The sequence below is a fragment of the Rhizobium etli 8C-3 genome, assembly GCF_001908375.1.
Classification (GTDB): Bacteria; Pseudomonadota; Alphaproteobacteria; order Rhizobiales; family Rhizobiaceae; genus Rhizobium; species Rhizobium etli_B.
This window is the reverse complement of the sequence record NZ_CP017241.1, coordinates 1,976,647-1,989,704: the sequence shown is the minus strand read 5'-3', so window position 1 is coordinate 1,989,704 and position 13,058 is coordinate 1,976,647. Positions and strand designations below refer to the sequence as shown.

Sequence of the window (13,058 nt, the reverse complement as noted above, 5' to 3'; positions counted from 1 at the left end):
TGTGGCAGAAAGCGAGTCAAGCTCAGCGCTTCGGCAAACCGCCAAATCATAAGCGCTTTCGAAACTTAGTGTTTCTCTTCTTCATGACATGCGCTAAGAGCGGCTGATATTCAGAGAGAGTAAGCCGGACACGATGGCCGCCATGACAGACAAGACGCCCTTCTATATCACCACCGCGATTTCCTACCCGAACGGCAAGCCGCATATCGGCCATGCCTACGAGCTGATCGCGACGGACGCTATCGCGCGCTTTCAGCGTCTCGATGGCCGTGATGTCTTCTTTCTGACAGGCACAGACGAGCACGGCCAGAAGATGCAGCAGACGGCCCGCGCAGAGGGTATTACCGCCCAGGAGCTTGCCGACCGCAATTCCGGCGAGTTCCAGGCGATGGCCCAGCTCTTGAATGCATCGAACGACGATTTCATCCGAACCACGGAAGCCCGTCACCACGAAGCCTCCAGGGACATCTGGAATCTGATGGCGGAAAACGGCGACATCTACAAGGATTCCTACGCCGGCTGGTATTCTGTGCGCGACGAGGCCTATTACCAGGAGAACGAGACGGAGCTCCGCGCCGACGGCGTGCGCTACGGGCCGCAGGGTACGCCTGTCGAATGGGTGGAGGAGGAAAGCTACTTCTTCAAGCTTTCCGAATACCAGGACAAGCTCCTCAAGCACTATGAGGACAATCCCGATTTCATCGGTCCTGCCGAACGGCGCAACGAAGTGGTTTCCTTCGTCAAGTCCGGCTTGAAGGACCTTTCGATTTCGCGCACGACCTTCGACTGGGGCATCAAGGTGCCCAACGATCCGTCGCATGTCATGTATGTCTGGGTCGACGCGCTCACCAACTACATCACAGCGACCGGCTATCTCCAGGATCCGAACGGCCCGAGGGCGAAGTACTGGCCGGCTGACATTCACGTCATCGGCAAGGACATCATCCGATTTCATGCAGTCTATTGGCCCGCCTTCCTGATGTCGGCCAGGCTGCCGCTGCCGAAGCGGGTCTTTGCCCATGGCTTCCTGCTCAACAAGGGCGAGAAGATGTCGAAGTCGCTCGGCAATGTCGTTGATCCCGTCAATCTGGTGAACCATTTCGGTCTCGACCAGGTGCGATATTTCTTCCTGCGCGAAGTTTCCTTCGGCCAGGACGGCAGCTACAGCGAAGAAGCGATCGGCACGCGCATCAATTCCGATCTTGCAAACGGCATCGGCAATCTCGCGAGCCGCTCGCTGTCTATGATCGTCAAGAATTGCGACGGCAAGATACCGGAATGCGGACCGCTGACAGACGAGGACAGGGCGATGCTGGCGCAGGCCGATGCGCTGCTTGCGTCCACGCGCGAGGACATGGACAAGCAGATGATCCACAGGGCGCTCGCTTCCATCATCGCCGTCGTTTCGGAGACTGACCGCTATTTCGCAAGCCAGGAGCCGTGGGCGCTGAAGAAGACCGATCCGGCGCGGATGGGCACCGTGCTTTATGTCACCGCTGAAGTCGTCCGCCAGATCGCGATCCTGCTGCAGCCGTTCATGCCTGAATCGGCGGGTAAGCTGCTCGACCTCGTTGCCGCGCCAGTCGACAAGCGCGATTTCTCGGAATCGGGCGAAGCCGGACGCCTTGTTCCCGGAACGCCGCTGGAGGCCCCGAAGCCAGTCTTCCCGCGGTATGTGGCGCCGGAAACCTGAGGGTCTGCCATGCTGATCGATACCCATTGCCATCTTGATTTCGCCGATTTCGAGGAGGAGCTAGACGATATCGTCTCACGCGCTCACCAGGCAGGTGTGAAACAGATGGTGACGATCTCGACGCGGGTACGGAAACTCGAAAAGCTGCTTGCGATCACCGAGAAATATCCCTCAGTCTTCTGCTCCGTCGGCACACATCCGAACAATGCGGATGAGGAACTCGACATTCAGACCGAAGATCTCGTGCGCCTCGCCAACGAGCATGAGAAGGTCGTCGCGATCGGTGAAGCCGGGCTCGATTACTTCTACGACACGCAGAAGCCGGAGAACCAGAAGACTGGCCTTTTGCGCCATATCGCTGCCGCGCGCGAAACACGGTTGCCGCTAGTGATCCATAGCCGCAGTGCCGACGAGGACATGGCGGCAATCCTGACAGCAGAAACGGGGAAGGGGGCCTTCCCCTTCATCCTCCATTGCTTTTCGGCTGGCCCCGCCCTTGCCCGAACCGGCGTCGACCTCGGCGGCTACATTTCCTTCTCTGGCATCCTCACCTTTCCGAAGTCCGAGGAGTTGCGGGCGATCGCAAAGACAGTCCCGCTCGACCGGCTGCTCGTGGAAACCGACGCGCCTTACCTTGCGCCCAAACGCTGGCGCGGAAAGCGCAATGAGCCGTCCTATGTCGTGAACACTGCCGAGGTTCTGGCTGAGACGCTCGGTGTCAATTACGCCGAGATGGCGCGGATCACCACCGAGAATGCTTTCCGGCTCTTCTCTAAGATGCCAAAGGTCTAGCCGCGTGAGCTACCGGCGGCGCTTCACCATTCTCGGCTGCGCGTCGTCGCCCGGCGTGCCGCGCATTACGGGCGATTGGGGCGCCTGCAATCCGGCTAACCCTAAGAACCGCCGTACGCGCGCAGCCTTCATGGTGCAGCAATATGACGACAACGGCGGGGTCACGACTGTCGTCATCGACACCGGATCGGATTTCCGCGAGCAGATGATTGCCGCCAAGGTGCAGCACATCGATGCGGTGCTTTACACGCATCCGCATGCCGACCACATTCACGGCATCGACGATCTGCGCGGCTATTTTCACAATGCACAGCAGCGTGTGCCGATCTATGCTAATCCCTTCACGATGGACCGCATCCGCCAGGGCTTCAGTTATTGCATCGAAACGCCGCCCGGCAGCAATTACCCACCGATCGTCGAACCGATCCTGATCGACGATATGACGCCTATCGCCATCAGCGGCGCTGGAGGCACGATCTCATTCCGGCCGCATTTGCAGCAGCACGGTGATATTCATTCACTTGGCTTTAGAATCGGTGACGTCGCTTATTGCAGCGATATCAGCGACTTTCCGCCGGAGACTGTCGCAAAGCTTCAGGACCTCGACATCCTTATTATCGACGCACTGCAATACCGCTATCATCCGAGCCACCTGTCGCTTGAGCAATCACTCGACTGGATCGGACGGCTGAAACCGAAGCGGGCGATCCTTACGCATATGCATACGCCGCTCGACTACGACACCGTGATGGCCGAGACGCCCGAACACGTCGAACCCGCCTATGATCAGATGCAGTTCGAGGTGAAAATCGATGAACTCCGCGCGATCTAGCACGACCTAGGAACTGGATATCGACCGGCAGCGGCTAGCGAACTTCAGCCATAACGACATGAGCACGTAGATTTCCACGAATCCGTCCACTGCCAAAGCGCTTTTCGAACGCTGCTGCGACCGCTTGAACGGCCCTTTCGTCATCGGCACAGCGCGCGGCGATCTCCATTTTCAACGGGGTACCCCGACAGAATGCTATGGCGACGTCGCGCGGCGAGGGCGCATGCGCGGTCATGTCTATTGTTTCGATCGTCACCTTCCGGAATCCCGCGTGCCTGAGATCGGACTCGATCAACTCTCGCTCGTAATAACCATGCGGCGTTCGTTCGAGAAAGCGCGTGGGGTCATCGGGAAAAGCCGCGACCATTGCCTCGGAAACCGTACGGGCAATTTCGTTTTCGGCAAGCGAGGCCCAAGTGTTGAAGAGAAATGTCCCGCCGGGCTTCAGCACCCTCAGTATCTCGCAATAACCGCGCTGTTTGTCCAAAAAGAACATGACGCCGAACTGGCAGGCGACAACATCGAAACTTGCGCTTTCAAAGGGCAGATCGAGTGCGTCGGCCTGCTTCCACTCGACCTGACGGCCAACGCCTTTCTTCGCTGCGATATCGAGCATCGCCTGGTTTAGATCGGTAGCGACAATTTTAACCTCCGGCGCAAGCCTGGCCGCCATAGCCCGTGTCAGCACACCCGATCCTGCGGCGACTTCGAGAATGCTTCCTGGATGGCAGTCCGCGACGCGCGACGCCAGATCCGAGGCGTATCCCTCGAACAGGATCGGCACTAGGAACTGCTCGTAGATCGCGGGAATATCTCCCTGGAAATGCGCGTCGGATACGGTCATTTGTCTTCTTCTCCTTGCCGTGCCGACGTATTGCTCCGAGCGAGCAATCTACCATGGACGCACGAGGCAACGCAGAGCAGCGTCTCGAAAGTTTCTTGTTCCATTTAAAGTGTCACACACAACAGCCAAGGCAACTAGCCAAAAAGACCTAGTAGGGCCGGCCGCTTTCCAGACTGAGCTGATCCGGATTAGTGGCCTCCGGTAGTTCCATAATCTATCTTATGTGACAGTGTTTGTGTGGCGGCAGTTTAGAGATGCGACATATGAGCCAGTTAGACCGTATGTTCGTGGGCGGTGGCCCGCCCCCGCGGTAAACTAAATTCGGGGGTTGCTCTGGATAGAGCCAAAGCCGAGCCCCATAGTTTAACGAGGGCGAACCATGAAAGAAGATAGCGTAATTTTCATCGGCTTGGATACGTCCAAGTTGAAGATTTCAGTGGCCGTTGCCGAAGGAGAACGCAACGGCGAGATCCGGTTTTTCGGCGACATCTCTTCCGAGCCGGCGTCTGTGGCATCGCTGGTCAACAAGCTTTCCAAGCGTGGAGCCAAGCTTCACTTTTGCTATGAGGCGGGTCCCACCGGTTACGGCCTTTACCGTCAAATTGTCGAGCTGGGGCATGACTGCGTGGTGGTGGCGCCGTCGCTGGTGCCTAAGCGAGCGGGCGACCGGGTGAAGACCAACCGCCGGGATGCCGTAAGCCTGGCGCGCCTGCACCGCGCCGGCGAGCTGACCGCGGTCTGGATTCCGGATGAAGCTCATGAGGCGATCCGCGACCTGGTGCGGGCTCGCGAGGCGGCCAGCGATGCGCTGAAACAGGCACGCCAGCAACTTCAGTCTTTCTTGTTGCGTCATGGCCGGATCTATACCGGCCGCAAACCATGGACGCGCGCCCATACAAGATGGCTGACGTGCCAGGCCTTCGATCATCCCGCCCACCACATCCTGTTGGCGGAATATTGCCAGGCCATCGAGGATGCAGACGTGCGCCTGGGCCGACTGACCGAGCTGGTGGTGGAGACTGCAGCATCCTGGTCGATGGCCCCGGTTGTGGCCGCCTACCAAGCGATGCGCGGTGTTGCATTCATGACAGCGGTCACCTTTGTGGTCGAAATCGGCGACGTCAGGCGCTTTGATAATCCTCGTCAGTTGATGGCGTATCTTGGTCTTGTGCCGTCGGAAAGCTCGACGGGCGAACGGGTCAAGCGTAGTGGGATCACCAAGGCAGGCAACACAAGGGCGCGTCGGGTCCTCATCGAAGGCGCCTGGACGTATCGCTTCCCTGCACGTGTAAGCCCGACGATCCAGGCGCGGCTGGAGGGACTACCAAGGAGCGTTCGAGAAATTGCCTGGAAAGGCCAGGTGAGGCTTTGCGCGCGCTACCGCAAGCTGATGGCGGCAGGCAAGCCGAAGGTCGTCGCGGTCACCGCCATTGCCCGGGAGATGGCAGCTTTTCTTTGGGCGATTGGACAGGAAGTCGCTCCCACAGCAAAAATCTAAAGCCTATCGTCGGTGCAAGGCGCGACAAACCAGTCGAGAGGCAAACATCTGCTGTTGAACAAAGATGGAGGCAGGGTTCCGGTGGGGAACCCTCGTCATCTCTATGTGGCGGATAAAATCCATGCCCGATGTTAGATAGAGGCAGCCCCAGACGAACATACGGAAATGCGGTACCCAGCCCGCGCATAAGAGTATGCCAGCCGTCGTCAAAATGCCCTGTCTCCTCCTTTGTTCAACAGCTTCACGCATGTGCTTTCGTCGTCAAAGCCGGAAGGAAAAAATCATGACCAAAGAGCTTGCATACGAACATAAGAGAGATGCGACAGTGGTCGCCTCTTGGGATGCTGGTCAAGCGTCAACGTTTGGAAGGAAGATTGGCGACGTGGACCATGAGCGTTCGGAGTCGTCATGTCTTGTTTGATCACCATGTCGCAGAAAGAATTGCATCGTCTTGAACTGATCCAGCAGATTTGCGGCCGGAGCCTGACTGTCGTCGAGGCGGCTGCGTTGCTCGGTCTCAGCCGCAGTCAGGTCCACCGGCTGTTGCAAGCCTATGACCTGGCCGGCGCCGATGGTCTTATCTCGAAGAAGCGCGGCCGTGCGAGCAACCGGCGTCACAGCGAGGACTTCCGCAATCTGGTGCTCGACTTGGTGCGTGAGCATTACGTGGATTTTGGACCGACCCTGGCCGCCGAGAAGCTGATCGAACGCCACCGGATTGCCGTCAGCAAGGAGACGCTGCGTCAGTGGATGATGGAAGCCGGCATCTGGGTGTCGCGACGCGAACGCAAGAAGCGGGTTTTCCAGCCGCGCGGCCGGCGCGATTACTCCATGTTCGAGAACCGCGGTCCCAAATGCGCCCTGCTCGTCTATATCGACGATGCCACCGGCAAGCTGTTGCATCTGCGCTTTGCCGGCTCGGAGAACACCTTCGACTATCTGCACGCGACGAAGGCTTACTTGCAGCAATGGGGCAAGCCGATCGCGTTCTACAGCGACAAGCATGGCGTTTTCCGCACCACCCATGCTTCGCAGAAGGACAGAACCAGTGGACTGACGCAGTTCGGGCGGGCGCTTTATGAGCTCAACATCGACATCATCTGCGCCAATACCCCGCAGGCCAAAGGGCGCGTCGAGCGCGCCAACCAGACGCTGCAGGATCGCCTGGTCAAGGAGTTACGGCTGCGTGGCATCGACACGATCGCGGCGGCCAATGCCTATGCGTCGGAGTTCATGGCCGACTTCAATCGCCGCTTTGGCAAGGAGCCGCGCAATCCGAAGGACATGCATCGGCCGTTTGCCGCGCATGAGAACCTCGATGGCGCCATGTGCCGCAAGGAGATCCGCAAGCTGTCGCAGGCCCTGACGCTGCGCTATGACAAGGTGCTGTTCATCCTCGATCCGACGGATCTCGCCCAGACGATCGCCGGCAACAAGGTCGTTGTCTGCGACTATCCCGATGGTCGCCTCGAAATCACCCACGAGGGGACGTCCCTGCCCTACAGAACCTTCGACACGCTGCGCTCGGTGCACCGCTCCGAGGTGGTTGAGAACAAGCGCCTCGATGACATGCTGGCATTGGTGGCCGAGATGCAGGCCGGACGAGAGCAACAGCGCAGCAAGGCCGGACCGCGCCGCACCGGCCAGACGGACCATATGTTCGGCATTCGCGACGGCAGCCAAAGCAATGGCTACCAAAAGCGCGGCACCAAGCCTGGCAGGCGGACGGATTTTACCAATGATCCAGTGGTAATCGCCCGGCGCGAGCGTGCCGTTGCGCAGTTGAAAGCGGCGGAGTGATCGGGGTGTCAAAGCTAAAGTTTACTTTTTCAGCTGGAGCCATCCGCCGCCGCCCGGGCTGCGCAACCCCGACCAGCTCCACCCGGGCGGCGGCTTACCGTCTGTGTATCGGAAAATATAGAATCTTGCAAAATCAGCAATAACGAATAGAATCATGTCGCGTTTCTAAATTGATTACTTTGTCTCATCTTTAAATAGCTGTGACATGTTTGTAGCCGCAAAGTTAAAGTGTCCTGTTTCTGCAAAGTAAGAATGTCACACTCCCCGCGTTTGATGACGTGGGAGATTGCCGATGGGACTGATTGCGATGAGCGAGCGTGACCTGCAGCGGATCGAGGTTTTGTCGAAAGTCATCGACGGTCGAATGACGTTGATGTCGGCGGCGCATGTTCTGGCGCTGAGCGAGCGCCAGGTGCGCCGGCTGCTGGAGCGGATCAGAACGGGTGGCGCGGCGTCGATCCGGCACAAGGCGATCGGCCGGCCGTCGAACAACCGGATCAACGATGGGCTTCGCGATTATGCTTTGACGCTCATTCGCGAGCGCTATTGGGATTTCGGGCCGACGCTGGCGGCCGAGAAGCTTGCCGGACGCGATGGATTGTGTGTGTCGCGCGAGACGCTGCGGCATAGGATGACGGCGGCCGGTATCTGGCGATCGCGCCAGCAGCGTCGCAGCTTCCATCAGCCACGATTGCGGCGCGAGGCTTATGGTGAGCTGGCGCAGATCGACGGCTCCGAGCATCGCTGGTTCGAAGATCGTGGACCACCATGTACGCTTTTGGTGTTCATCGACGATGCGACGGGCAAGCTGATGCAGTTGCGCTTTGTGGGCTCGGAAAGCGCCTTCAGCTATTTCGCGGCGCTGGAACTCTATCTGCAGGATCACGGGGCGCCGGTGGCGTTTTATTCCGACAAGCATTCGGTGTTCCGGGTGGCGAAGAAGGACGCCAAGGGCGGCCAGGGCATGACCCAGTTCGGCCGGGCGCTTTGCGAGCTAAACATCGAGATTCTTTGCGCAAATTCAAGCCAGGCCAAGGGCCGCGTCGAGCGCATGAACCAGACATTGCAGGACCGATTGATCAAGGATATGCGATTGGCAGGGATCTGCGACATGCAGGCGGGCAATGCCTTTCTGCCCAATTTTATGGAAGGCTACAACGCGCGGTTTGCAGTTGCCCCTGCCCGATCTGACAATCTGCATCGGCCGGTGAACCTGGCGTCGGACCGGCTCAAGGACATTCTGTGCAAGCGTGAGCAGCGGTATGTCGGGGCGCAGCTGACGTTCTCGTTCGAGCGCCAGCGGATCATGCTGGAAGAGACCGATATCACGCGTGGGCTGGTCGGCCGCTATGTCGAGACCTATGCCTTTGCCGATGGCCGGTTGGACGTGCGCTGGAAAGGCCATTCGCTGCCGTATCGGGTGTTCGACAAGGACCAGCGGGTGACGCACGCGGCGATCACCGAGAACAAGCGGCTTTCCGACGTGCTGGCCTACATCAAGGAACAGCAGGATCAGCGATTGCCGCCGAAGGTGAAGACCAACAGCGAGAAGAACGGTTACACACCGCGGGGCCGCAAGCCGGGCAAGCAGACGGATTTCATGAACGATCCGGCGGTGATTGCGCGGCGAGAGAAAGCGTTATTGAGGCAGCCAGCTGCGGAATAAAGATCGTCAATGCACGCCGATGTCACTTTGCGCATCCGACTCCAACTGCAGGCAAGCGGGCCAAAGTGGCGTCTTGTGGAAGGTTCCATCCTGAAGGAGCGTGAGCCCCTCTCGTGCTTCATAGAGCAAGCCGAGCCAGCATAAGCGCCGAAAGACGCCATATTGGAGATCGGATCTCAACTTCCAGGCTTCCAGGGTCATTTCGGTGTCCGACAGAGGCGCCAGGTCTGGATAGAGGATCTTCACAACGTCCATTGGCCTGCACCCTTCTCTGGCCTTGATATTGAGAAGATTGAGCAACATGCGCCACCAGCGTAACCGCGCCCGCACCTCCTGTTCCCGTTCGGTGTCGTGGACATACGAATAGAGATAATCCGTGGCGATCAGATCGAAGAAGGCTTGCGGTTTTGCCAAAAACTCTCGGCCGCGTCTGGTTGGCAGCAGCACATCTTTGTTTTTGCGAAGAAGCTTCAGATGACGGATCATGTCGCGCACGACCCAAAGCGGTGGCATGTCGCTTTCATTGAGTACCTTGTTCATGCTGTAGAGATCTTCGGCTGTGAATCCTGGCCAGAGGAAGTGCACCGCCGCCCAATGCACGAACTTGCGGTTCATGGCGCCGGTTGCTGTCAATCCTATGCCACCCTCACCGTCAGCATAGGCAACCGAAAGAAGCATGCCGCGCAGAAGTGGTGACAGCGCGGCGACATCGACGTCACTCTGCAGTTTGATTTCCGGAAGCATCGTGCGGCTTTGATCCCTACCCTGCGCCATGCATATGACAGAGAGTATCGAGCGGCAAAAGAACAATTGCCAGTGAGAAAGCTTACATGAGGATTTTGCCGTCAAGATCAATCACTGTTTCATAGCGTGCTCCTTTCGATTTGTATCGAATCCATGGCTGAGCCACCTCGCATGACGCGGCGCGTTTCCGTCGCCGGTTCAAACTCACATACGGTCGCCGTTTTGTCCGGCAGCACCACTATCCCGCTTGCGTAGCAGCAAGGCTCAGGAGAACGGGACCAATCTAAAGCGCGGCATTTGAAGCCCGACTTAGCGGCGGTTCGTTCACCTGGATCCGCCAGGATTGATCAGTCCTGGAAGATTTGTGTGTTCGGCCATTTTATGGTCGTCAGGCGGTCTTCATAACAGCCCCTTCGATGACAACACCCGCAGTGACAAACTTCCACAGCGCGATAAGGAGCTTGCGCGCCAGGGCAACTATCGCGGCTTTCTTTAAACGACCACCATTCGATTGGACCCGATCCACAAACCAACGACTGAGCGCTGACGCTGGCTGATTGCGTAGCCATAGCCAGGACAATTGAATCATCGTGGTGCGCAACCGGGGATTCCCTGCTTTTGAGACTCCTTGTTCGTGGTCGATCGTCCCGCTCATCCATGGGGTCGGTGTCAAACCTGCATAGGCGGCAATCTGCCGCCGATTATCAAAATGTCGGCACAGCGCTTCGGTCCAAAGAACGGCGGCAAACTCAGCGCCGACACCTTTTAAAGTAAGCAACATTGCCGGCGCCGGTGCCTCAGACGCTAGCGGCTCATGTACGGAAAGCAGGGAATTACGCTCGCTCTCCACCTCGACGATTTGCTCAAGCAGCAACTCAAGACGATCGAGTTCTCGATTTATTTGAGCCTTGAGATACTTCGGCAAGCCACGGCCGTCTCCGGTGCAAAGCTCCTCAAGCCGTATGCGGCGATCTTTTCGAAGCGGTTGATAGCCGCTGACGCCCTGGGCGAAAAGTAGACCCTTGACGCGATTAACATGCCTTACTCGCTCCGCAATCAACACTTTGCGTTCCCGGCAGATTCGACGCCGGTCTTCGTCCTCTGGAGCTGGCGCTCTGACCATTGCGCACACACGTGGCTCGCCACGCTTGAATGCCAGCAGTGTCCGCGTCAATGCCTCTCCATCAATCTTGTCGGTCTTAACGCGCCGACGTCGACGAGAGGTCGCGATAGAAGCTGCATCAACTACGTAACTCTCAATCCCGTTCGCTTCCAGAACCCGATGGATCCAAAAGCCATCCAATCCAGCCTCTTGGATCGTCACGATGGGAAACGACTTCCCTGTTCGTAGCCGCGCCTCCAGTTGGAGCTGCTCAAACCGAGCGAGCAACTCGGCTATATTGCCGCCGTCCACCACATGCTTCGACATCTTTTCGCCGTTGCCCGGCGACAACGAAGTGATCAACCAGGTCGATCGGCTAAGTTCCAACGACACAAAAATTGCGCCAAGATCAGTGCGGACAGCGGTTGGCGTCTTTGATTGAACGGATGTGGCTTCCATAACCTGTTCCTTCTGAGCGAGTGCTTTGATGCAGCCTCACTCTGCCAGAGCGTCGGCCGCTGTTCACTCCTCATGGGATCTAAAGCCGAAGGGGTGTGCCTCACCCGCCCCCTCCCTTCCCTTGCAACCCGGCCCGGCCGGTCCGGTCGGGGGCTTGCCACAGTGCAAGTGCACATGTCGCGTGTCGCATTTCTAACTGGCTGGCGACGCGCCCAAAGTGACATTTCTACTTTGCGCCAGAACGGACATTTCAACTTGGCTGCCACAGTGTGTGTAGCGGGGTGGGTTCAAGGATGAAGTGCGACTTGCGATAGATACCAATGGGTTATCACTCGCAAGGAATGCTCATGACACGCACCTACTCCCAGATCGATATGGATGAACGTCGTAAGATCGCTCGCTGGCGAGCGGCCGGCCTGAGCGCCACGGTCATTGCCGAGAAGCTTGGACGGCATCGCTCGACGTTTTCCGCGAGCTCAAGCGGAATGCGTTTGAGGATCCGCAAATGCCGGATCTGAGCGGCTACTATTGCGTGACCGCCAACGAGATGGCACGTGAACGCAGAGCCAGGCTGCGCAAGCTCGCCCGCTTCGTCCATGTGCGCCAATCGGTGATCGAGCGGATCATGCATGGCTGGTCGCCACAGCAGATCGCCGGTCGCATGCGGCTGGAGCGCCATCCGATTTGCGTCAGTTACGAGACGATCTATAAGTTCGCCTATTCCGCAGACGGTCAGGCCATCAAGCTGTGGCGGCACCTGCCGAAGCGTCGCGCGAGACGGAGACCGCGGCATGCCCGACGCCGTCACGGTCGCCGCTTCAGCCCGGAACTCAACATTCTTCACCGTCCTGACACGGTCGCCGAACGCAAGCAGTTCGGGCATTGGGAGTGCGATCTCATTCAGTTTCGCAAGAAGTTCGGCAAGGCCAACGTGACCTCACTGGTCGAGCGGGTCAGCCGCTTTGCGGTCTTCCTGCGCAACAACGACCGGCAATCGAAACCGATCATGGACGGGCTGATTGAGGTGCTCCAACCCCTGCCCCACGCTGCTCGACGCTCGATCACCTTCGACCGGGGCACTGAGTTCAGCGAATGGCCCTATCTGCAAGCCGGCATCGGAACGCAGACATGGTTCTGCGACCCACAGTCGCCCTGGCAGAAAGGCACGGTCGAGAACACCAATGGCCGGGTTCGCAAATGGCTTTCGCGAGAGGTGGATCCCCTGTCGATCAGCGACGGCGAGCTGAGAGACATCTGCGACCGGCTCAACTCGACGCCGCGGAAGTGCCTGGGCTACCGAACGCCCGCGGAAGTCTTCCGCAAGAAACTGCTCGCGCAAGTGCGACGTGTCGGTTAGCGTCACAGCTGCAGGTCGCAATTCGGCTTGAACTCACACGGTGGCCCGAATCCCTAAACGCACCAATCGGGCAATGCAAGGTAAACGCGCAATCCTTTCACCTCATGGATTGACAGGGGATTGCCAAGAACACCCCAAAGCGTTGCTATACGTCTTCGACGGATGTACCTTGCCAATATCTTACGCACAGGCACTTTCTGTGGATCTGCTTGATGTCCGCGGCAGTTGCGGGGACAGTGTAATGAATTGCCGCGGCGTGGGAGGACAGAGA

At 58.3% G+C, this 13,058-nt stretch carries 9 protein-coding genes and 1 pseudogene; 7 read left to right on the top strand and 3 right to left on the bottom strand.

Annotated elements, in window-relative coordinates:
- Positions 1-142 precede the first annotated feature (142 nt).
- From metG to AM571_RS10125, 3 genes are read left to right on the top strand one after another with little or no spacing between them, the layout of a single operon-like run.
- On the top strand, positions 143-1,693 hold the full coding sequence (metG, locus tag AM571_RS10135; protein ID WP_074063159.1) for a methionine--tRNA ligase: 1,551 nt from the start codon (positions 143-145) through the stop codon (positions 1,691-1,693).
- Positions 1,694-1,702: 9 nt separating this feature from the next.
- Complete coding sequence (locus AM571_RS10130) at positions 1,703-2,485, top strand: TatD family hydrolase (RefSeq protein WP_074061287.1); 783 nt, start codon at positions 1,703-1,705, stop codon at positions 2,483-2,485.
- Between the two features lie 4 nt (positions 2,486-2,489).
- Positions 2,490-3,317 (top strand): MBL fold metallo-hydrolase, encoded by an 828-nt coding sequence (locus AM571_RS10125; RefSeq protein WP_074061286.1) that lies wholly within the window; start codon positions 2,490-2,492, stop codon positions 3,315-3,317.
- A gap of 34 nt (positions 3,318-3,351) precedes the next feature.
- Here the strand turns inward: AM571_RS10125 and AM571_RS10120 are convergent, their stop codons facing one another.
- Entirely contained in the window at positions 3,352-4,161 is an 810-nt protein-coding gene (locus tag AM571_RS10120; RefSeq protein ID WP_074061285.1) for a class I SAM-dependent methyltransferase, read from the bottom strand.
- A 379-nt stretch (positions 4,162-4,540) separates the two neighbouring features.
- Here AM571_RS10120 and AM571_RS10115 point away from each other — a divergent pair, with 379 nt between their 5' ends.
- From AM571_RS10115 to AM571_RS10105, 3 genes are all read left to right on the top strand, one after another.
- Complete coding sequence (locus AM571_RS10115; RefSeq protein WP_074061284.1) at positions 4,541-5,659, top strand: IS110 family transposase; 1,119 nt, start codon at positions 4,541-4,543, stop codon at positions 5,657-5,659.
- A gap of 408 nt (positions 5,660-6,067) precedes the next feature.
- The gene (locus tag AM571_RS10110; protein ID WP_074061283.1) at positions 6,068-7,459 is read left to right on the top strand and encodes an ISNCY family transposase; all 1,392 of its coding nucleotides are present in this window, start codon (positions 6,068-6,070) and stop codon (positions 7,457-7,459) included.
- Between the two features lie 292 nt (positions 7,460-7,751).
- A complete protein-coding gene (locus AM571_RS10105) occupies positions 7,752-9,125 on the top strand; it encodes an ISNCY family transposase (RefSeq protein WP_074061282.1) in 1,374 nt (457 codons plus the stop codon).
- 6 nt (positions 9,126-9,131) lie between these two features.
- On the opposite strand, the gene AM571_RS10100 is transcribed toward AM571_RS10105, so the two are convergent.
- Together AM571_RS10100 and AM571_RS10095 are read right to left on the bottom strand one after the other, a co-directional pair.
- Entirely contained in the window at positions 9,132-9,869 is a 738-nt protein-coding gene (locus AM571_RS10100; protein ID WP_074061281.1) for a hypothetical protein, read from the bottom strand.
- Between the two features lie 388 nt (positions 9,870-10,257).
- Entirely contained in the window at positions 10,258-11,430 is a 1,173-nt protein-coding gene (locus AM571_RS10095) for an IS110 family transposase (protein ID WP_074061280.1), read from the bottom strand.
- A gap of 347 nt (positions 11,431-11,777) precedes the next feature.
- Here AM571_RS10095 and AM571_RS10090 point away from each other — a divergent pair.
- Positions 11,778-12,787, top strand: a pseudogene (locus AM571_RS10090) (IS30 family transposase).
- Positions 12,788-13,058 lie beyond the last annotated feature (271 nt).